Source organism: Pseudomonas sp. (assembly GCF_017744435.1).
Lineage (GTDB): Bacteria > Pseudomonadota > Gammaproteobacteria > Pseudomonadales > Pseudomonadaceae > Aquipseudomonas.
In genome coordinates this window covers 40054-60274 of sequence record NZ_JAGIBG010000011.1, presented here as the reverse complement: position 1 = coordinate 60274, position 20221 = coordinate 40054, and the positions used below count along the sequence as shown (strand labels likewise).

The 20221-nt window shown below is 63.4% G+C and carries 18 protein-coding genes; 6 read left to right on the top strand and 12 right to left on the bottom strand.

All coding sequences use genetic code 11. The features are described from left to right. Window positions 1-13: 13 nt before the first annotated feature. The 7 genes from J7573_RS10050 to pilM form a co-directional block, all read right to left on the bottom strand. Window positions 14-1639, bottom strand: coding sequence for an AAA family ATPase (locus J7573_RS10050; protein ID WP_294333864.1), 1626 nt, complete (start codon window positions 1637-1639; stop codon window positions 14-16). Between the two features lie 15 nt (window positions 1640-1654). Then, the gene (gene aroB, locus J7573_RS10045; protein WP_294333860.1) at window positions 1655-2752 is read right to left on the bottom strand and encodes a 3-dehydroquinate synthase; all 1098 of its coding nucleotides are present in this window, start codon (window positions 2750-2752) and stop codon (window positions 1655-1657) included. A 94-nt stretch (window positions 2753-2846) separates the two neighbouring features. Continuing rightward, the gene (gene aroK / locus J7573_RS10040) at window positions 2847-3365 is read right to left on the bottom strand and encodes a shikimate kinase AroK (RefSeq protein ID WP_060509908.1); all 519 of its coding nucleotides are present in this window, start codon (window positions 3363-3365) and stop codon (window positions 2847-2849) included. Between the two features lie 4 nt (window positions 3366-3369). Continuing rightward, window positions 3370-4638: a type IV pilus secretin PilQ family protein gene (locus tag J7573_RS10035; RefSeq protein ID WP_294333855.1), complete on the bottom strand. Its 1269-nt coding sequence runs from the start codon at window positions 4636-4638 to the stop codon at window positions 3370-3372. Next, the gene (locus J7573_RS10030; RefSeq protein ID WP_294333850.1) at window positions 4562-5578 is read right to left on the bottom strand and encodes a pilus assembly protein PilP; all 1017 of its coding nucleotides are present in this window, start codon (window positions 5576-5578) and stop codon (window positions 4562-4564) included. Before J7573_RS10030 ends, J7573_RS10035 begins: the two co-directional genes overlap by 77 nt. Continuing rightward, window positions 5575-6111: a PilN domain-containing protein gene (locus tag J7573_RS10025; protein ID WP_294333847.1), complete on the bottom strand. Its 537-nt coding sequence runs from the start codon at window positions 6109-6111 to the stop codon at window positions 5575-5577. Before J7573_RS10025 ends, J7573_RS10030 begins: the two co-directional genes overlap by 4 nt. Then, window positions 6111-6962, bottom strand: coding sequence for a pilus assembly protein PilM (pilM, locus tag J7573_RS10020; RefSeq protein WP_294334014.1), 852 nt, complete (start codon window positions 6960-6962; stop codon window positions 6111-6113). Before pilM ends, J7573_RS10025 begins: the two co-directional genes overlap by 1 nt. A 176-nt stretch (window positions 6963-7138) precedes the next feature. Between pilM and J7573_RS10015 the strand changes: the two genes are divergently transcribed. Further along, window positions 7139-9592, top strand: a complete 2454-nt coding sequence (locus tag J7573_RS10015) for a penicillin-binding protein 1A (protein WP_294333845.1) — start codon at window positions 7139-7141, stop codon at window positions 9590-9592. 103 nt (window positions 9593-9695) lie between these two features. Here J7573_RS10015 and J7573_RS10010 read toward each other — a convergent pair whose 3' ends face one another. The 3 genes from J7573_RS10010 to rpmE all read right to left on the bottom strand — a co-directional run bounded on the left by J7573_RS10010 (window position 9696) and on the right by rpmE (window position 12183). Beyond that, window positions 9696-10964, bottom strand: a complete 1269-nt coding sequence (locus J7573_RS10010; protein ID WP_207937371.1) for a malic enzyme-like NAD(P)-binding protein — start codon at window positions 10962-10964, stop codon at window positions 9696-9698. A 179-nt stretch (window positions 10965-11143) separates the two neighbouring features. Next, entirely contained in the window at window positions 11144-11965 is an 822-nt protein-coding gene (locus J7573_RS10005) for a thermonuclease family protein (protein ID WP_294333837.1), read from the bottom strand. Between the two features lie 2 nt (window positions 11966-11967). Continuing rightward, window positions 11968-12183: a 50S ribosomal protein L31 gene (gene rpmE, locus J7573_RS10000; RefSeq protein ID WP_027920990.1), complete on the bottom strand. Its 216-nt coding sequence runs from the start codon at window positions 12181-12183 to the stop codon at window positions 11968-11970. Between the two features lie 167 nt (window positions 12184-12350). Between rpmE and J7573_RS09995 the strand changes: the two genes are divergently transcribed. The 3 genes from J7573_RS09995 (at window position 12351) to J7573_RS09985 (ending at window position 17118) form a co-directional block, all read left to right on the top strand. Then, window positions 12351-14570, top strand: a complete 2220-nt coding sequence (locus J7573_RS09995; RefSeq protein ID WP_294333834.1) for a primosomal protein N' — start codon at window positions 12351-12353, stop codon at window positions 14568-14570. A 108-nt stretch (window positions 14571-14678) separates the two neighbouring features. Beyond that, complete coding sequence (argS, locus tag J7573_RS09990) at window positions 14679-16415, top strand: arginine--tRNA ligase (protein ID WP_294333832.1); 1737 nt, start codon at window positions 14679-14681, stop codon at window positions 16413-16415. Between the two features lies 1 nt (window position 16416). Further along, window positions 16417-17118 (top strand): SPOR domain-containing protein, encoded by a 702-nt coding sequence (locus J7573_RS09985; protein WP_085677940.1) that lies wholly within the window; start codon window positions 16417-16419, stop codon window positions 17116-17118. Between the two features lie 56 nt (window positions 17119-17174). Here the strand turns inward: J7573_RS09985 and J7573_RS09980 are convergent, their stop codons facing one another. Then, complete coding sequence (locus J7573_RS09980; RefSeq protein WP_294333823.1) at window positions 17175-17594, bottom strand: TM2 domain-containing protein; 420 nt, start codon at window positions 17592-17594, stop codon at window positions 17175-17177. Between the two features lie 168 nt (window positions 17595-17762). On the opposite strand from J7573_RS09980, the gene J7573_RS09975 reads away from it, so the two are divergent. Beyond that, window positions 17763-18392: a C40 family peptidase gene (locus tag J7573_RS09975; RefSeq protein ID WP_294333821.1), complete on the top strand. Its 630-nt coding sequence runs from the start codon at window positions 17763-17765 to the stop codon at window positions 18390-18392. A 60-nt stretch (window positions 18393-18452) separates the two neighbouring features. Here the strand turns inward: J7573_RS09975 and J7573_RS09970 are convergent, their stop codons facing one another. Continuing rightward, a complete protein-coding gene (locus J7573_RS09970) occupies window positions 18453-19451 on the bottom strand; it encodes a PilT/PilU family type 4a pilus ATPase (protein WP_294333818.1) in 999 nt (332 codons plus the stop codon). 66 nt (window positions 19452-19517) lie between these two features. Between J7573_RS09970 and J7573_RS09965 the strand changes: the two genes are divergently transcribed. After that, complete coding sequence (locus J7573_RS09965) at window positions 19518-20204, top strand: YggS family pyridoxal phosphate-dependent enzyme (protein WP_294333815.1); 687 nt, start codon at window positions 19518-19520, stop codon at window positions 20202-20204. The last annotated feature ends 17 nt before the right edge of the window (window positions 20205-20221 follow it).

The following is a 20221-nucleotide window of genomic DNA, read 5'->3' as shown; positions in this document are numbered from 1 at the left end:
CGCCCGGCAGGTGTCAGCGGGCCGAGGCCAGCTCTTGTTGGACGCTGGCAACGGTACGTGGCCAAGGTTTACCAGCCTGGACCTTCGCTGGCAAGTTCTTGATTGCCGCAACCGCTGCGTCGCGGTTGGCGAAGTTGCCGTAGGTGACCACGTACAGGGGTTTGCCCTGCAGGTTTTTCTTGAAGTAGCGATAGTCGCCACCCTGCGCCTTGACGAAGGCCTGGGCCGACGCCTCGGAGCTGGTGCCGAGGATCTGCACTACATAGTTGCCTGGCTTCTGGCCCGAGTACCAGCCGCCGCTGCTACTGGCGCTGGCGCTCGCGACCGGTTTTTCTACCGGCTTGGCGGCAGGCTTGGCGACGGCGACCTGGGTCGGTGCCGGCACTGGCTTGGCAGGCGCAACCGGCTTGACCGGCTGGGTAGCGACAGGTTTCGGCGCAGGCGCAACCGGCTGTGCTGGCGCGGTAGCCTGGGCCATGCTCGGCGCCGGGCCGGCAGGCACGCCCTGTGGCGGCGCAATCGTGGTCACGGTCGGTGGATTGCCAGGCTGCAAGGCGGTGTTGCCGGCCGGGCTACCTTCTTCACCGTCACCCATGCCGGCCGCTTGAGCCAGCGGCTCGCGCATGACTGGCTGGGACTGGCCCACCAACGGCAGTGGCATCGGCTGCGACTGGCCGGAGAACTCGATGGCCGGGTTGCCGTTGTTCGACTGGGCGCCACCTGGCTTGCCCTCGCCCAGCGGCAACTGGGCCTGGGCCACCGGCGCCTCGGCAGGAGCCTTGTCGCCTTTCTTGGGCATCAGAACCGCAGCACCTACGGCGACCACGACGACAGCGGACAGCGCGAGTACGTGTTTCTTAGGCATTTTGAACCCCATGGATGGTCGCTTGACCGTGGTACGGCTGGCGATCATGGCTTCGATCAAAGTATCGCGGGCGACCTGGTTGATGTTGCCAGGCCATCCGTCGGAGTTTTCATGAATATCGACTAGCTGTTCACGGGTGAACACCTCGATGCCCCGGCCAGCGCCTTCCAGGCGTTGCTCCAGGTACTCGCGGGTTTCTTCCTCGCTGTAGGGGGCAAGTTCAATGACGTGGAAGCGCTCTTCCTCGACCTGGATCTCGTCCAACCCGGCAATCAGCGAAGGCTCGCCGAACAGGAACACGTGCGGGCGCCCTTCCGGTAGCCCTGCCGCCAGTTCCAGCAACGCTTGGAGTGCCGACTCGTCGAGTTGTTCCGCATCGTCCACCAGCAAATAGACTTCCTGCCCGGTCAGTGCCAGCTGCACCACCTTGTTCAGGATCGCCTGCACTTCAGGCTGGGCCACTTCCAGCGTTTGCGCCACTTGGCCAAGCACACTGGCGGCGTCACTGGCGCCGCGGGCAGACACCACCACGCTCAGCACCGACTGCTTGTTGGTGCTGGCCACCAGGGCCTGGCGCAGCAGGGTCTTGCCGCTGCCCACGGGGCCGGTGACCACCAGCATCAGCTGGCTGTAGCGGGCCAGGTGATGCAGTTGGCCCAGCACCGGCTTGCGCTGGGCAGGGAAGAACTTGAAGCCGGGCACACGCGGTGCGAACGGATCGTGGCTCAACTGGTAATGTTCGAGGAACGCCTCATCGGCATGCAAACTGGTCATTACGCTGTCACAACCTCAAAGCTGGGCCACGATCGCGCGGTAATCCGCCGACAGCGTGGCCTGAAGAATCTCTTTCGGATAGTCGTCGGTGATCACGGCTTCGCCCAACTGGCGCAGCAGCACCAGCCGCAGGCGGCCATCGAGCACCTTCTTGTCGACCGCCATGTGCTCCATGAAATGCGCCGGGGTCATTTCCTGTGGTGGCACCACCGGCAAACCTGCGTCCTGCAGCAGGCGGATACCGCGATCACGCTCGGTCTGGTCGATCCAGCCCAGGCGCATGGACATTTCCAGGGCCATCACCGTGCCTGCCGCCACGGCCTCGCCGTGCAGCCATACGCCGTAGCCCATGTGGGTTTCGATGGCGTGGCCGAAGGTATGGCCCAGGTTCAGCGTGGCACGCACGCCGGACTCACGCTCATCGGCGCCAACCACGGCAGCCTTGGCCGCGCAGGAGCGGCTGATCGCTTCGGTCAGCGCTGTGGGCTCCAGGGCACGCAAGGCCTGCATATTGTCTTCGAGCCAGGCAAGGAACGGCTTGTCGCAGATCAGGCCGTACTTGATCACTTCGGCCAGGCCCGCCGACAGCTCGCGCTCGGGCAGGGTCTTGAGGCTGGTGGTATCGATCAGCACCGCGTTGGGCTGATAGAAGGCACCGACCATGTTCTTGCCCAATGGGTGGTTGATGCCGGTCTTGCCGCCCACCGAGGAGTCGACCTGAGACAGCAGTGTGGTCGGCACCTGGATGAAGTCGACGCCGCGCTGATAGCAGGCCGCCGCAAAGCCGGCCATGTCGCCGATCACACCGCCGCCGAGGGCGACCACCGTGGTACGGCGGTCATGCCGCGCGGTCAGCAGGCCGTCGAAGATCAGTTGCAGGGTTTCCCAGTTCTTGTGAGCTTCGCCGTCGGGCAGGATCACCGGCAGCACAGAGTAGGCGCCGAGGGTCTTGCTCAGGCGTTCGAGATACAGAGGCGCGACGGTTTCGTTGGAAACGATGGCAACCTGCCGCCCGCGGATATGCGGCGCCAGCAGTTCGGCCTGGTCCAGCAGGCCTTCGCCAATGTAGATCGGGTAGCTACGCTCGCCGAGGTCGACCTTAAGTGTCTGCATGTATCCCCACAATGTACTTGGGCGCGGCGCCGGCTGTTCGACCCGCGCGGTAACGTTGAACCTCGCCTCGGCGCTGGCCGAGAATAGTCCCGGCTTAGCGGGGCGGCAACTGCTGCAGGCGCTCAAGAATATCGAGCACCACCATGCGCGGTGGCCGTTCGTCGGTTTCCACCACCAGGTCGGCGATTTCGCGATAGAGCGGGTCGCGCGCTTCCAGCAAGGCGCGCAGGGTCGCCTCCGGGTTGGCGGTACGCAGCAACGGGCGGTTGCGATCGCGCGCCGTGCGCCCGACCTGCTGCTCCACCGAGGCGTGCAGGTAGATGACCCGACCGCCCTCGTGCAGCGCCTGGCGGTTTTCCGCGCGCATGACTGCGCCGCCACCGGTCGCCACGACCACGCCATCGAGTGCGCAGAGCTCGGCGATCATCGCCTGCTCACGGTCACGGAAGCCCGGTTCGCCTTCTTTATCGAAGATCCACGGGATATTGGCGCCGGTTCGCAGTTCGATTTCCTTGTCGGAATCTTTGAACAGCAGGCGCAGCTCTTTGGCCAACAGGCGCCCGATGGTGCTTTTGCCAGCACCCATGGGCCCTACAAGTATCAAATTTCGCACAGAATCAACGACTCACAGCAATCGCCTGGTCACTCATGATACGCGGAGTCAGGAAGACCAGCAGCTCGGATTTTTTCTCTTGTAATGCATCGCGTCGAAACAGCCGCCCAACATACGGCAGATCGCCGAAAAATGGCACCTTGTCGACCACATTGTTTTGCGTGGTCGAGTAGACACCACCGATGACGATGGTTTCACCGTCCGCCACACGGACCTTGGCATTGACCTCGTTCTTGCGAATCGGCGGCACGTCGTTCAGGGCATTGACGAAGTCCGGCTCGTCCTTGGTCACCTTGACCGTCATGATGACCTTGCCGTCCGGGGTGATCTGCGGCGTGACCTCCAGCGACAGCGAGGCTTCGCGAAAGGCAACCGAGGTGGCGCCACTCTTGCTGGTTTCCTGATAAGGCACCTCGGTACCCTTGAGAATCCTGGCGGTTTCCTTGTCGGCCGTGACCACCTTGGGCTGGGAGATGATTTCGCCGTTGCCGCTCTTTTCCATGGCGCTGAGTTCCAGATCCAGCAGCACGCCGCCACGCAACAAGCCAACTCCGATGCTGGCGCCGCCCCGCTCCACGCCCAGGTCGACAAACAGGTCCTTGCCCAATTGCGGCGCTTCCCCGTACAGCTGTCGCCCCCAGCGCACGCCCAGGCCTTTCTCATAATCAACATTGGCCTCAACGATGCGCGCCTCGATCTCTACCTGCTGTACCGGCACATCAAGCTGAGCGACCAACTGCCGCAATTCGGCAAGGCGCTCCGCAGGCTGGTGCGCGACCAAGGTGTTGGTGCGAGCGTCGACGCTCAGGCTGCCACGCCCGGTCAGGATGCCGTCATCCGCCAGGGTCGCCAGCAGCAGCTCTGCAAGGTCGGAAGCCTTGGCGTGATGAATGGGCAGCAACTCACGCCGCAAGGGTTGCAACTGCGCATCCAGCTCTTGCCCGATACGCGTGCCGCGGGATTGCTCGGCCAATTCGGCGGCTGGTGCCACCAGCAGCACATTTCCTTCCTCGCGCCGAGCCAGCCCTTTACTACGCAGGACCAGTTCCAGCGCCTGATCCCAGGGGACATCGTGCAACCGCAGGGTGACATTGCCTTGCACCGTGTCACTGGCCACCAGGTTGATCCCGGCGTAGTCAGCCAGCACCTGCAGCACCGAACGCACCTCGACATCCTGAAAGTTCAACGAGATGGGCTCACCCCGATAGGGCGCCGCGATGCACCACTGGCTGGGTATCAACGCCATCACCACCCACTTCAACAGCCATTTCATCACCTTCCGAGGCCTCCGTTGTCACGCGCTTCCTGAGCGTCAGCATTACCGTGCGTTCACGCCACACGCCCCCCACGAACAGTCGCTCACGCACATCCAGCTGCCGTTCGCCGACTGCCACCACGACACCGCCATCACGCCCCAGCCGATCACCGGGACGCACGCGATACAAGCGACCTGCCGCCAACAGCAATGCTTCGTGCTGCTGTCCCCGCTGCAGGCTGCCGACCATCTGCAGCTGCGCCAGCGGAACGCTGGCAAGCCCTGCCAGCGCAGTGCGCTTCGCCCAGGCGGAAAACGGATCGAGAACCACCGGCAGCACCTCACCTCGAGCGGGTGTATCAGCCAGGGACAAAGGCTCGGGCACTGCTCCGTCAGCTTGATAGGCATGCACGCGCATGCCAAGGCGCAACAGACCAGGCCTGTCATCGGCAGGTGCCAACTCCAACCCCTCGGCGCGCAGCAGACGATCCTGACCAAGCCAGTCGTCCAGCCACATCCGCAGCCCCGAATAGTGTCCAACTACTTGCACGTCCAAGGGTGTCTGCCAGTAGCCGGGCTGCTTTACCTCATCAAGCACATCGAGTCGCTCGAAGTGCAGGCCATGGGCATGCCCAGAGGCCGCCAGCTGGTCGAGCAGATCGCTCATGTCGGCCCCGCCGGCAAGACGCCAGCGAGCATCCTGCAAAAGTTGCCGTTCATCATCGAGGGCCTTGCGCATCTGCATCAGCGCCAGCACCTCGGCAGCCTTGGCTTCATGCGCCTGCAGCAGGCGAACTTGCCTGGCGAGTTCATCCTCCTGAAGCTGCAGCCATTGCGGCAAACGAAACAGACAGCCGAGCCCAAACAGGATGAGGCCAATGGCGACTGGCAGCGCGCGGCGAAGTAAACTCGAGCGCTCGATGAGGGCCAGCCATGCGCCTGGCTGCAGCAGATTCACGACCAGAGCGCCGACAGGCGGGCCAACAACAGAAACTCATCGCCACCCGGCTGACTCTTCAGGCTTTTCAGCTCCAGTTCACGCATCACGGCAGACCGCTCCAGCTCACGCATCAGCTGCGCCACGACTGCCCCGGAGGCGGCCACACCGACCATGCTCACCCGTGAGCCTTGCAGTTCGAGCCTGAGCAGTTGAACACCCTCCGGCAGCGCCCGCTCCAGATCCGCAAACACGGCTGTCACCAGCCCCTGCTCGACACGCAAGCCAGCCAACGCCGCAGCCTGCACACGCACTGCGTCATAGGATTGCCTGATACCATCATGCTCGGCCCTCTGCACCTCGAGCACATCGATTGCAGCTTGCTGGCTATTGTTTGCAACGGCTTGCTCATGAGCCCGCTGCCGGGCCAGCTGGTCAATCAGCAGCACCGCAGACAACGCCACGACTGCCGCCCCCACCAACATCAGGCGCAAACGCCGGAGCGCTGCCAGGCGCTGCCGCTCTCGCCACGGCATCAGGTTCAGACGCACCATCAGCGCACGCTCCCCATTGCCAGTGCAAAAGCCAAGGCCATGCAGCCCTCACTGCAATCCACGCCAGCCACAGGCGGCAATGGCCGGCACGGCAAGCCGAGGCGCTCACTCAGTCGACTGTGCAAGCCTCGCCCGATCGCAGGAGCGCCGACGACAAGCACTTCTTCCGGCCCCGCCCCTTCAGCGAAAACATCACCAGGCAGATCAGGCAGCACGCCCGAGAGCAATTCCCGTCGTAATGGCAGCGTATCGCCAAGCCAGCCATGCAGCGTCGAACTGCCCGGCTCGATACGCAGCAGCGCTGCCGGGCCTTTGGCTTGGTTTGGCATCAGGCGGCGCAAGGCAATGCTGTCCACTTCCGCGACCTCCAGCTCCAACCCCGCGGCTTCGAATGCTGCTTGCACCGGCTGCAATGCGCTCTGACGGCTGGCCGCGACCAGGACATCCAGGCTACCGGGTTGTAGCAACGAGGCACCCAGCACCTGAAAGTCCAGCACCAGGTCTTCAAGGGGGAAGGGAAACAGCCGGTCCGCATCCGCCAGCAGTTGAGCCTCCATCTGACTCGGAGCCTGACTGGCTGGCAGCTGGCACAGCTTGCAGATCACTTGCGAGGCCGGCAGCGCCACGGCGGCCCGGCGCTGGCGGCTGCCAGATTGCCGATAAGCGCTGCGCAGGGCAGCAACGATTCGATCTGGGTCCTGCCAGCCGTTGCCAGGCGCAAACGGCTCGACCGCCCAGACCAGCTGCTTGTAGCGCCCCCTGTGGCGCCGCAGCTGTGCGATACGTATGGAGTCGGAAGCGATTTCCACCCCTAGTAGTGAACTGGCATCCTTGCCAAAACGTCCAAGCATAGCGACTTCCTTGTTACAACCATGAACCGCCGCATTGCCGGGCCTGACCGGCCAGACGGTGCAGCGGGCCGCCTGGCCGGTCACCCGGCGAGGCGAAAAATGCTTATAATGCCCAGCGTTTTTTCGTCCGCCGGCCCCGTGCGCAATTCACCTCTCAATCTGGACACCGAAAAGCCTTGATACGCCTGCTGAAGTTCTTCTGGTGGTCTTTTGTCGCAGTCATCTGCGCGCTCGTACTCGGTGTGAGCGGTGCGTTTCTGTATCTTAGCCCCAACCTGCCGTCGGTCGATTCGCTCAGAAGCGTTCAGTTGCAAATCCCCCTGAGGGTATACAGCAGCGATGGCAAGCTGATCGCCGAATTCGGCGAAATGCGCCGTTCGCCGATCCGTTTCGCGGAAATTCCGCCACAGTTCATTCAGGCGCTTCTGTCAGCCGAGGACGACAATTTCCTCAATCACTATGGGGTCGACCCGAGCAGCCTGATGCGCGCCGCGACCCAGCTGGTGAAAACCGGTCACATCCAGACCGGTGGCAGCACCATCACCATGCAGGTGGCGAAGAACTTCTTCCTCAGCAGCGAGCGCAGCTTCTCACGCAAGACCAACGAGATTCTCCTGGCCCTGCAGATCGAACGTGAGCTGACCAAGGACGAAATCCTCGAGCTGTACGTCAACAAGATCTACCTGGGCAACCGCGCCTACGGTATCGATGCGGCCGCGCAGGTGTACTACGGCAAGTCGATCCGTGACGTGAGCCTGGCGCAGATGGCGATGATCGCCGGCCTGCCCAAGGCACCGTCGCGTTTCAACCCGCTGGCCAACCCGGTACGCGCCAAAGAGCGCCGTGACTGGATCCTCGGTCGCATGTACAAGCTCGGCAAGATCGACGAGGCAAGCTATCAGGCCGCCCTGGCCGAACCGCTGAATGCCAGCTACCACGTGCCGACGCCTGAAGTGAACGCGCCTTACGTCGCCGAGATGGCCCGCGCCGAAATGGTTGGCCGCTATGGCAGCGACGCCTACACCGAAGGTTTCCGTGTCACCACCACCGTGCCGAGCGACATGCAGGAAATGGCTAACAAGGCCATCCTCAACGGCCTTACCGAATACGACGAGCGTCACGGCTATCGCGGCCCGGAAGCACGCTTCCCGGGCAAGACGCACGCCGCCTGGCTGCAGGAGCTGAGCAAGCAGCGCAACCTCGGTGCGCTGGAGCCGGCCATCGTCACCCAGGTCGAGAAAAACGGCCTCAAGGTGCTGACCCGTGACGGCAAAGAAGAAATCGTTGCCTGGGACACCATGAAGTGGGCACGCCCGTTCATCAACACCAACTCCCAAGGCCGTGCGCCGCAGTCGCCTGCCGACGTTGCCCAGGTGGGTGACCTGGTACGCCTGCAGCGTCTGAATGACGGCAAGCTCAAGTTCAGCCAGGTACCCGGCGCGCAGAGCGCGCTGGTCACCCTCGACCCGTACAACGGCGCCATCCGCGCCCTGGTCGGTGGCTTCTCGTTCGAGCAGAGCAACTACAACCGTGCCATGCAGGCCAAGCGCCAGCCAGGCTCCAGCTTCAAGCCGTTCATTTATAGTGCGGCACTGGACAGCGGCTACACCGCTTCCAGCCTGGTCAACGATGCGCCGATCGTGTTCTTCGACCAGTACCAGAACAATGAGTGGCGACCCAAGAACGACACCAACACCTTCCTCGGCCCGATCCGCCTGCGCGAAGCGCTGTACAAGTCGCGCAACCTGGTGTCGATCCGCCTGCTGCAGGCCATGGGCGTGGACCGTACCATCGACTACATCGCCAAGTTCGGCTTCAACAAGCAGGACCTGCCGCGCAACCTTTCGCTGGCGCTGGGCACTGCAACCCTGACGCCGATGGAGATCGCCACGGGCTGGAGCACCTTTGCCAACGGTGGCTACAAGATCAATCCGTACCTGATCGATCGTATCGAGAGCCGCAGCGGCGAGACCCTGTTCACCGCCAACCCGGCACGCGTGCCGCAAGGCGCCGAAGACCATGCCGGCCTCGCGGCACCAGAGCAGCCGATCAGCACCGCTGCCCTGCCTGGCGAGGCGCCGTCCGCCCTGGGCCAGATCGCCCCACCACCGCAGACGCCCGCTATCGCCGAGCAGATCATCGATGGTCGCACCACCTATATCCTCACCAGCATGCTGCAGGATGTGATCAAACGCGGTACCGGCCGCCGGGCATTGGCCCTGGGCCGTACCGACCTGGCTGGCAAGACAGGTACCACCAACGAATCCAAGGACGCCTGGTTCTCCGGCTACAACGCCGATTACGTGACCACCGTGTGGGTCGGCTTCGACCAGCCGGAGACCCTCGGTCGCCGCGAGTACGGCGGCACTGCGGCGCTGCCGATCTGGATGAGCTTCATGGGCGCGGCACTGAAGGACAAGCCAAGCCATGCACCGGCTGAACCGGAAGGCATCCTCAGCTTGCGGGTCGACCCGGTCAGCGGCCGTGCCGCTTCGCCAAGCACGCCAGATGCCTACTTCGAGCTGTTCAAGGCCGAGGACTCTCCACCGTCGGTGGATGAGCTGGGCAACGGCACTGCGCCGGGCAGCCCGCTGCCAGCGGACGAAGCAGCGCCGATGGATCTGTTCTGACCTGATCAAATGCCGGGGGCGCTTTGCGCCCCAAGATTCAACAGGCAAACAAAAAGCCCCGGCTCTTGCGAGCCGGGGCTTTTTTGTGTCGTTACGGCAGTGATCAGCCGTTGAACACTTCATCCACGCTGTTCAGCGGGTAGTGCTTCGGATACGGCAGGGTAGCCACGCCGGATTCGATGGCAGCCTTGGCCACGGCGTCGGAGACGACGGTGATCAGACGAGCGTCCAGAGGCTTCGGAATGATGTACTCGCGACCGAACTCCAGGCCTTCAACGCCGTAGGCTTCGCAGACTTCCTTCGGAACCGGCAGCTTGGCCAGGTCTTTCAGGGCGATGGCGGCGGCGATCTTCATTTCTTCGTTGATGCGCTTGGCGCGAACGTCCAGGGCACCACGGAAGATGAACGGGAAGCCCAGTACGTTGTTGACCTGGTTCGGGTAGTCGGAACGACCGGTAGCCATGATCACGTCGTTGCGAGTGGCGTGCGCCAGCTCTGGGGAGATTTCCGGATCCGGGTTCGAGCAGGCGAACACGATCGGGTTGGCCGCCATCGACTTCAGGCCTTCCGGGCTCAGCAGGTTCGGGCCGGACAGGCCTACGAACACGTCAGCACCGTCCAGGGCGTCAGCCAGGGTGCGCTTGTCGGTAGCGTGGGCGAACTGAGCCTTGTACTGGTTCAGGTCGTCGCGGCCAGCGTGGATCACGCCGCTGCGGTCGATCATGAAGATGTTTTCGACCTTGGCGCCCATGCTGACCAGCAGCTTCATGCAGGAGATGGCGGCAGCGCCGGCACCCAGGCAGACGATCTTGGCGTCTTCCAGCTTCTTGCCGGCGATTTCCAGGGCGTTGATCATGCCGGCCGCGGTGACGATCGCGGTGCCATGCTGGTCATCGTGGAATACCGGAATGTCGCACTGCTCGATCAGGGTGCGTTCGATTTCGAAGCACTCTGGCGCCTTGATGTCTTCGAGGTTGATGCCACCGAAGGTGATCGAGATGCGCTTGACGGTGTCGATGAAAGCCTGCGGGCTTTCCGAGTCGACTTCGATGTCGAACACGTCGATACCGGCGAAACGCTTGAACAGAACGCCCTTGCCTTCCATTACTGGCTTGGAGGCCAGTGGGCCGAGGTCACCCAGACCGAGGATGGCGGTGCCATCGGAAATCACCGCGACCAGGTTGCCCTTGCCGGTGTATTTGTAGGCCAGCTCAGGATCACGGCCGATTTCGCGCACGGGTTCTGCAACGCCTGGGCTGTAGGCCAGGGCGAGATCGCGGGCGGTGGCGGTGGGCTTGGAGAGCTCGACGCTCAGTTTCCCCGGACGAGGTTGAGCGTGGTATTCGAGAGCGGCGGTTTTCAGGTCTGACATGGTGGGCATTCCGCTATTTACTGTTCTGACGGACCGCCGAGGATACGCAAAGAGCCGGGGAGCCACAAGACTGGTCAGTCACTTGTGTCAAGGCCTTTGGCCTACGACTTTAAGCTATCACGCACGGGGGCATTCGACTCACAGTGTGTACAATCTGATAGCGAACTGTCTACATCTTTTCAGCCTGAAATACGCTCCAGCATCCCGGGATCGGTCAGCGGTAACACCCAGCGTCGCTGCCCTGGCTTGAGCCCACCCTTGCGGGAACGATCCAGCACCCAGCCGCGCGCCTCGACCTGGCGTCCCTTGAGGTTAGCGAAGAAGCGGTCGGGGAAGGTGCGTTGCAGACGAGCGGGAATCTGCAACACCACGGTGTCATCCAGTTCGAGCCAGATACCGCCACGATTGCGCTCGATGCCACGGATGGTGCCGGCGACAATGGCGAACCCGGATTGCCGGACATCCGCAGCCCTGCGCACTGGCGAGTTGCGCCACAACCCGGCACGCGCCTCGCGCGCCACCCGCTCGGCGGCTTGCTGGCAACCCGCCAGGCGCACATTGGGTGCAACCGCTACGCGATAGCCAAGCCCTTCGCTGAGCAGTAGTGCCTCAAGATTGTCGCCATTACGCCCATAGATGTTTGCCAGGGTGCGGCCGTACTTGTCCTTGCCCTCGACACCCGGCACCAGCCCGACGCGCCCGTCACTGGCCTTGACCAATGCCTGCAGGCGCTGCCTGGCAGCCTCGGCGTAGGGCTCACTGGTGCGACCCTTGCGCCCGATTTCCGGGGTATTGATGCCGATCATGCGCACACTGCGACCGTCGGTCAGGCGCAGCGTGTCGCCATCTACCACCTGGCGCACCGCTACCTGCTGCGGCTTGTCGGGCAGCGGGCAGAACGCCAGGGCCGGGAGCTGCCAGATTGCGCCCACAAAAAAGGCGCCCACAAGGGGCGCCTTTTTCAGCAACAACGCGAAACCCGAAGGATTCGCCATGCGCATGATTACTTCTTGGTACCGAACATACCGAAGCGATCGGCGAACTTCTGTACGCGACCACCGGTGTCCAGGACTTTCTGCTTACCGGTGTAGAACGGGTGGCACAGGTTGCAAACGTCGATCGCCAGGGTGTTGCCCAGGGTCGAACGAGTTTCGAACTTGTTACCGCAGCTGCAGGTGACTGCAACTACTTCGTAGTTCGGGTGGATACCTTCTTTCATGGTCACTTCCTCGAGCTGCGTGCCGCCACCCAACACCTATTGTTGAATACCGCACGTAATTAGGCGGCGAATAATACCAGAGCACCGCGCCAACGCAAGTTGTCGCTTGCACCGACCGTCGTCTGCTAGGCTCGCCATTCTTTGAAACACCCTCTGAGACCTGCCGCGTGTCCGACGTCATCCTGCGCCTTGCCCTGCCCTCCCCGTTGCGCCGCCTGTTCGACTACAAGGCGCCAGCGAGCATGGCGCGCCAGGTGTTGACTCCGGGCATGCGCATCCGCGTCCCTTTCGGGCGCCGCGAAATGATCGGTGTGCTGGTCGAGGTGTGCGAGCAGAGCGAAGTGCCTGCCGACAAGCTCAAGCCCGCCAGCGCCTTGCTCGACCCGGTTTCGCCGATCCCGGCAGCGCTGTTCAAGCTGTGCCTGTGGACCGCCCAGTACTACCAACACAGCCTTGGCGACACGCTGAGCTGGGCACTGCCCACGCTGCTGCGCCAGGGCGAACCTGCCGAAATGCGCCAGGAGCGCTTCTGGCACGTGGCGCCCGGCGCACGCCTGGAAGACCCGCGCATTGCCCGCGCCCCGCGCCAGCGCGACGCCCTCAAGACCCTGGCCCAGCACCCACACGGCGTGGCGCACAGCCTGCTGAGCAAGCTCAACCTGAACAAGGACAGCCTCGACCTGCTGCTGGCCAAGGAGCTGGTTCAGCTGGAAGTACGCCGCCACCTGCCGACGCACCGCCACGAACACTGGCTGGCGCAGCCGGAACTGCCGCTCAATGAAGAACAGCGCGAGGCTTTCGACACCGTGCGCGAAGGCTTCGGAGGCTTCGGCGCCTTCCTGCTGGCCGGCGTCACCGGCAGCGGCAAGACCGAGGTGTACCTGCAACTGATCCGCGAAACCCTTGAAGCCGGCAAGCAGGCACTGGTGCTGATCCCCGAGATCAACCTCGGCCCGCAGACCCTGGCGCGCTTCGAGCAGCGCTTCAACGCCCGTATCGCCCTACTGCATTCGGCCGTGAATGACCGCGAGCGCCTCGATGCCTGGCTGGCCGCCCGCGACGGCGAGGCCGACATCATCATCGGCACGCGTTCGGCGCTGTTCACGCCGATGAAGAACCCCGGCCTGATCATCATCGACGAAGAGCACGACGGTTCCTACAAGCAACAGGAAGGCCTGCGCTACCACGCCCGCGACCTGGCGTTGGTGCGTGCTCATCAGGAAAACATCCCGATCCTGCTCGGTTCCGCCACACCCTCGCTGGAAACCCTGCACAACGCGCTCACCGGCCGCTATCGCCTGCTGCGCATGAACCAGCGCGCGGGTGGCGCCCGCCCGCCACGCATGCTGCGCCTGGATGTGAAGAGCCTGCCGCTGGACAGCGGGATCAGTGGCCCGTTGCAGCAGGCCATCCGTCAGACCCTGGAGGCCGGCCAGCAAGTCCTGGTGTTCCTCAACCGCCGCGGCTTTGCCCCGACCTTGCTGTGCCATGACTGCGGCTGGTTGTCCGAATGCCCGCGCTGCGATGCCCGGATGACCGTGCACCAGCGCTCTGGCGTGCTGCGTTGCCACCACTGTGGCTACGACGAACGCCTGCCGCACCAGTGTCCGCAGTGCAACCACGTCGACCTGCGGCCCGTTGGCGCTGGCACCGAACGCGCCGAAGAGCGTTTGAAAGTGCTGTTCCCGGATTACCCGATTCTGCGCGTGGACCGCGACAGCACGGCGCGCAAGGACGCCATGCACAACCTGTTCACCACTATCCAGCGTGGCCAGCCAAGCATCCTCGTCGGCACCCAGATGCTGGCCAAGGGGCACCACTTTCCGCGGGTGACCCTGGTCGCCATTCTCGATGCCGACGGTGGGCTGTTCTCCGGCGACTTCCGTGCCAGCGAGCGCATGGCCCAGCTGATCGTCCAGGTGGCCGGCCGGGCCGGGCGTGCCGAAGAGCCCGGCAAGGTGATCATCCAGACGCACCTGGCCGACCACCCGCTGCTGGTGCAACTGACCGAACAAGGTTACTTCGCCTTTGCCGAACAGGCCCTGGACGAACGCCGCAATGCCGGGCTGCCACCGTTCTCTCACCTTGCCCTGCTGCGCGCCGAAGCGCACAAGCCCGGCCAGGCTGAAAGCTTCCTCGACGAAGCCTGCGCCGCCGCCGAACGCCTGGTCGCCGAGCAGCGCCTGCCCGGCATCGAACTGCTGGGGCCGGTACCTGCGCCGATGGAGCGCCGCGCCGGGCGTTTCAGGGCGCAACTATTGATTCAGGCCAACACCCGGGCACCCTTGCATCGACTGATCAGTGCCTGGTTGCTAGTGTTGGAGCAACTGCCGAGCGGGCGCCAGGTACGCTGGTCGCTGGATGTCGACCCGGTCGACCTTTATTAAGCTTCTGCCCCAAAGGTTGGCAACCCGCCCCCGGCAACGGATAATGCCCAGTTTTTCCACCTGCGCATCCAGGCGCTCCACCGCGCTTGCGGTCGAAAAGAGATCCCCATGAAAGACACCATTCGCCAGCTGATCCAGCAAGCCCTCACCCAACTCGTCACCGACGGTGTGCTGCCTGAAGGGCTGTCGCCGGCGATCCAGGTGGAAAACGCCCGGGACAAGACCCACGGCGACTTCGCCAGCAACATCGCCATGATGCTGGCCAAGCCGGCCGGCATGAAGCCGCGCGACCTGGCCGAAAAGTTGATCAACGCCCTGCCGGTCAGCGCCGACATCAGCAAGGTCGAGATCGCCGGCCCAGGCTTCCTGAACTTCTTCCAGAACACCGATGCCCTGGCCAACCGCCTGGATGCTGCCCTGGCCGACGACCACCTGGGCGCACGCAAGGCCGGCCCGGCGCAGAAGGTGGTGATCGACATGTCGGCACCGAACCTGGCCAAGGAGATGCACGTCGGCCACCTGCGTTCGACCATCATCGGTGACAGCGTCGCCCGTGTGCTGGAGTTCCTCGGTGACGAGGTGATTCGCCAGAACCACGTGGGCGACTGGGGCACCCAGTTCGGCATGCTGCTGGCCTACCTGGAAGAAAACCCGATCACCAGCGACGAGCTGTCGGACCTGGAAAACTTCTACCGCGCCGCCAAGAAGCGCTTTGACGAGTCCGAAGAGTTCGCCACCCGCGCCCGCGGCCTTGTAGTCAAGCTGCAGGCTGGCGACCCGGAGTGCATGGCCCTCTGGACGCGCTTCAAGGACATCTCGCTGTCGCACTGCCAGAAGACCTACGAGCTGCTCAACGTCAAGCTGACCATGGCCGACGTGATGGGCGAAAGCGCCTACAACGCCGACCTGGCCAACGTGGTCGCCGACCTCAAGGCCAAGGGCCTGCTGGTCGAAGACCAAGGCGCCCAATGCGTGTTCCTCGAAGAGTTCAAGAACAGCGAAGGCGAGCCCCTGCCGGTGATCGTGCAGAAGGCTGACGGCGGCTACCTGTACGCCACCACCGACCTGGCTGCCGTGCGCTACCGCAGCAACGTGCTCAAGGCCGACCGCGCCCTGTACTTCGTCGACCAGCGCCAGGCCCTGCACTTCAACCAGGTGTTCGAAGTTGCCCGCCGCGCCGGTTTCGTCGGCCACCCGATGCAGATGGAGCACATGGGCTTCGGCACCATGAACGGCGCCGACGGACGCCCGTTCAAGACCCGCGACGGCGGCACCGTGAAGCTGATCGACCTGCTCACCGAGGCCAAGGAGCGCGCCTACGCGCTGGTCAAGGAAAAGAACCCGGAATTTACCGAAGACGAACTGCGCCATATCGGTGAAGTGGTCGGTATCGGCGCAGTGAAATACGCCGACCTGTCCAAGCACCGCACCAGCGACTACAGCTTCAACTTCGAGCAGATGCTCAACTTCGAAGGCAACACCGCACCTTACCTGCTGTATGCCTACACCCGCGTAGCCGGGGTGTTCCGCAAGCTGGGCAAGGGTTTCGACGAAGTCGACGGCAACATCGTGCTGCAAGCCCCCCAGGAGCAGGACCTGGCCGCGAGCCTGGCCCAGTTTGGCGAGATCCTCAACAGCGTCGCTGACAAAGGCACGCCACACGTGCTGTGCAGCTACCTGTACGACCTGGCCGGCCTGTTCTCGAGCTTCTACGTGAATTGCCCGATCCTCGCCGCCGAAACCCCTGAACAGCAGCAGAGCCGCCTGCGCCTGGCTGCCCTGACCGGTCGCACCCTCAAGCAAGGTCTGGAGCTGCTCGGCCTGGAAACCCTGGAGCGCATGTAAGTTGGCTGCCAAGAAAAAACCCGCTCCCAAACGCGGCGCCAGCCGTCAGACGGCCCCAGCCAAGCAGCCGATCCCGGGCTGGGTATGGCTGGCGGTCGGCCTGACGGTCGGCGCGTTCATCGTCTTCCTGATGAAGCTCGAACCCGGTGGCGGTGACATCAAGCGCACCAAGCCCGAGCAGCAGAAGCCGGAGAAGGTGGCCGAGGCCAGCAAGTCGACCACCCCAGCAACGCCACAGCCGCCGGTGAAGCCGAAATACGACTTCTACACGCTGCTGCCGGAGTCCGAGGTGATCGTGCCGCCTGAGGCCGTGCCGGAGAAAACGCCGCCAGTACCTGCGCAGCCGGTGACTCCGGTAACGCCGGCTGAAGCGGCAAAAATCGACACCGCTCGCGCCCAGGCCGCATTGCTCGGGCAGACACCGCCACCCGCGCCACCGGTGATCAAACCAGCGGCGACCACGCAGTACTTCCTGCAGGCTGGCTCGTTCCGCAAGCAGGCCGATGCTGACAAGGTCCGCGCGCAGATCATCTTGCTCGGCCAGGTGGTCAAGGTCGAGTCGGGTACCGTCAAGGAAGAGACCTGGTACCGCGTACTGGTCGGGCCGTTCAGCAACCGCGAGCAACTGACCGTCGCGCAGAAACAGCTGGCGGGGGCCGGGTTCAGCAACCTGCTACTGCAGCAGCGACAGACCCGCCAGTAACGAAAAAGGCCTTGCCGCACAGCGCGACAAGGCCTTTTTTGTGGGCGCCTGACGCCCTATCGGCCGCGGGCGTTGGCTTCGGAAATCTGGCTGTTCAAGGTCCAGAAGTCATACAGCACACCCACCAGGAACAGGCCGCCGGTGAAGAAGTAGATGATCGCCGAGATCCACTTGCCCTGGTACAGGCGGTGCACGCCAAAGATGCCCAGGAAGGTCAGCAGGATCCAGGCAATGTTGTAGTCGATACGGCCGGACTGGAAACGCATGTCCGCTTCACGATCCATCGATGGAATGAGGAACAGGTCGATCAGCCAGCCGATGCCGAGCAACCCCAGCGTAAAGAACCAGATCGTCCCGGTGATCGGCTTGCCGTAGTAGAAACGGTGCGAGCCGGTAAAGCCGAATATCCACAGCAGGTAGCCGATGACCTTGCTGTGGGTGTCGTGATATGGCGCCCCTTGCTGATAACTGTTCATTCATAGCCCTCGTGGGTTATCCGAAAATTTTCTAAACAAAAATGTGACTTTTTCATCGCAGCCCGACGTACGGCAGCATGACAATCGACCAACGGCCCTGAAAGGGAGCAAAAAGCTGTTATAAAGTTGCGCGCCAACACACACATAACATTTAAAAGAGCTTCATCTATGCCGCCTTTCTTCAAGACATGGCTGACCCTCTGCCTATTATTGCCCCTGGCCGCCCACGCCACCAATCGTGAGCAACGTCTTCCCAATGGTTTCACCGGTTACACCAGCAATGCCACGGTGAAACATGCGCCCGCCAAGCAGTCCGCGCTGCACGCACGCTCGAACTATTCGGGCAAGGGCCACAACCTGCCTGCTGTTGCAGCGATGTCGCCGAAGCAGAGCAGCGATGTGCTCAGCCGAGCGGTCAACGTGCTCGGTACCCCTTATGTTTGGGGCGGTAGCAACCCGAAAAAAGGGTTCGACTGCAGCGGGCTGGTCAAGTACGCCTTCAACGACGTGGCAGACGTCGACCTGCCGCGTACGTCCAACGCCATGGCCCAGGGCCACGGGATGAAAGTGGCCAAGAGCGACCTCAAGCCAGGCGACCTGATCTTCTTCAACATCAAGAGCCGTCGGGTCAATCACGTTGCCATCTACCTGGGTAACGACCGCTTCATCCATGCGCCGCGCACCGGCAAGCGGGTGAGCATCGACAGCCTGAGCAAGCCTTACTGGCAGCAGCATTATGTGGTTGCCAAGCGGGTGCTGCCGAAAGAGCAGCAACAGCTGAGCCTGGCCAAGCGCTGATCCTATCAGCGCTTTCCTGGCCCTTTCGCGGGCTTGCCCGCGAAAGGGCCGGAACAGGCACTATGAATCCCTGATCAAACCTTTCCCCTTAAGCTTCTGCATTGCCCCCTCCATCGTCCGCATCCCCTCAGCCGCCCCCGCCTGCATCACCGAACACAACTGTGCCATCCGCCCCTCACGCACCAGATTGCGCACCGCCGGCGTCGCCACCAGTACTTCTCGCGCCGCCACCCGGCCGCCGCCCACTCGCTTGACCAGTACCTGCGCCACCACCAGGCGTAACGACTCCGCCAGCATCGCCCGCACCAACGGTTTCTCCTCTGCCGCAAACACTTCAACCAGCCGGTCAATGCTGCTGGCCGCCGACCGCGTATGCACCGTGGCCAGCACCAGATGCCCGGTCTCCGCAGCACGCAACGCCAGGCGGATGGTTTCCAGGTCGCGCAGTTCACCAATCATGATCACATCCGGGTCCTGACGCAGGGCGCTGCGCAGCCCTTGGGCAAAGTCGCGACAATGCCGGCCAATCTCACGCTGGTTGACCAGGCTGCGTTGGCTACTGTGGATAACTTCAACGGGGTCTTCGAGGGTGATGACATGCAGCGCCCGCTCACGATTGAGCCGGTCGATCAGTGCCGCCAGGGTGCTCGACTTGCCGCTACCGGTCGGGCCACCCACCAGCACCAGGCCATCCGTGTGCTGCGCAACGGCTTGAAACACTTCTTCGAGATCGAGCTCATCGACACTGGCAATACGTTTCGGAATCAGGCGAAGCGTGGCTGCCGGGCCGTTCAGCTGCCGAAACAGATTGAGACGAAAACGCCCCAGCGATGCCAACTCCAGTGCCAGATCCAGCTCATCGCCCTGCAACCATTGCCGGCACTGGCTCTCATCGAGCAGCGGCGCCAGTGCGTCGCTCAACGCTGCCGGCGTCACGCTCGGCAGCGCCATGCGCCGCAGCTCGCCATCCACGCGCAACATCGGTATCTCGCCCGCTGCCAGGTGCAGGTCGCTTGCCCCTGCCTCCACGGCCCGGGCCAACAGGTCGGTCACGTCCATGAGACTCCCCAATAGCCATCAAGCAGGTAGAATGCCGAAGATCTCCAGAGCCGACGGCATTGATCCATGTCCACCATAGCAGACAACCTTTCCGCCCTCGCCGCACGCATCCACAGCGCCGCCCAGGCTGCCGGACGCGACCCGGCCAGCGTCCAGTTGCTGGCCGTGAGCAAGACCAAACCGGCCAGCGCCGTACGCGAAATCCACGCTGCCGGTGTGCGTGATGTCGGTGAAAACTACCTGCAGGAAGCCCTGGCCAAGCAGGAAGAACTGCGCGACCTGCCCTTGATCTGGCACTTCATCGGCCCCATTCAGTCGAATAAGACCAAAGCCATTGCCGAACATTTCGACTGGGTACACTCCGTGGACCGCCTGAAGATCGCCCAACGCCTGTCCGAACAGCGCCCTGCGGGCTTGGCGCCGCTGAACATCTGCCTGCAGGTGAACGTCAGCGGCGAAGACAGCAAGTCCGGTTGCGCCCCGGCCGACCTGCCAGCGCTGGCCAAGGCCGTGGCAGCACTGCCAAACCTGCGCCTGCGCGGGCTGATGGCGATCCCCGAGCCGACCGAAGACCGCACCGCCCAGGAGGCCGCCTTCGCCAGCCTGCGCCAGCTGCAGGAAAGCCTGGGGCTTGGCCTGGATACCCTGTCGATGGGCATGAGCCACGACCTGGAAGCGGCCATCGCTCAAGGTGCGACCTGGGTACGTATCGGCACCGCCCTGTTCGGTGCGCGCTATTACGGCCCCGTCTGATTCCATGCTTTACTCAC

Excerpts from the sequence above, each read along its gene's own strand:
- J7573_RS09965 (WP_294333815.1), top strand. The coding sequence starts at position 19,518 with ATGTCCACCATAGCAGACAACCTTTCCGCCCTCGCCGCACGCATCCAC.
- J7573_RS10050 (WP_294333864.1), bottom strand. The coding sequence starts at position 1,639 with ATGACCAGTTTGCATGCCGATGAGGCGTTCCTCGAACATTACCAGTTG.
- rpmE (WP_027920990.1), bottom strand. The coding sequence starts at position 12,183 with ATGAAAGAAGGTATCCACCCGAACTACGAAGTAGTTGCAGTCACCTGC.
- J7573_RS10005 (WP_294333837.1), bottom strand. The coding sequence starts at position 11,965 with ATGCGCATGGCGAATCCTTCGGGTTTCGCGTTGTTGCTGAAAAAGGCG.
- J7573_RS09980 (WP_294333823.1), bottom strand. The coding sequence starts at position 17,594 with ATGAACAGTTATCAGCAAGGGGCGCCATATCACGACACCCACAGCAAG.
- argS (WP_294333832.1), top strand. The coding sequence starts at position 14,679 with ATGAAAGACACCATTCGCCAGCTGATCCAGCAAGCCCTCACCCAACTC.
- J7573_RS10035 (WP_294333855.1), bottom strand. The coding sequence starts at position 4,638 with ATGAAATGGCTGTTGAAGTGGGTGGTGATGGCGTTGATACCCAGCCAG.
- pilM (WP_294334014.1), bottom strand. The coding sequence starts at position 6,962 with ATGCTTGGACGTTTTGGCAAGGATGCCAGTTCACTACTAGGGGTGGAA.
- J7573_RS09975 (WP_294333821.1), top strand. The coding sequence starts at position 17,763 with ATGCCGCCTTTCTTCAAGACATGGCTGACCCTCTGCCTATTATTGCCC.
- J7573_RS09970 (WP_294333818.1), bottom strand. The coding sequence starts at position 19,451 with ATGGACGTGACCGACCTGTTGGCCCGGGCCGTGGAGGCAGGGGCAAGC.
- J7573_RS10010 (WP_207937371.1), bottom strand. The coding sequence starts at position 10,964 with ATGTCAGACCTGAAAACCGCCGCTCTCGAATACCACGCTCAACCTCGT.
- aroB (WP_294333860.1), bottom strand. The coding sequence starts at position 2,752 with ATGCAGACACTTAAGGTCGACCTCGGCGAGCGTAGCTACCCGATCTAC.
- J7573_RS10025 (WP_294333847.1), bottom strand. The coding sequence starts at position 6,111 with ATGGTGCGTCTGAACCTGATGCCGTGGCGAGAGCGGCAGCGCCTGGCA.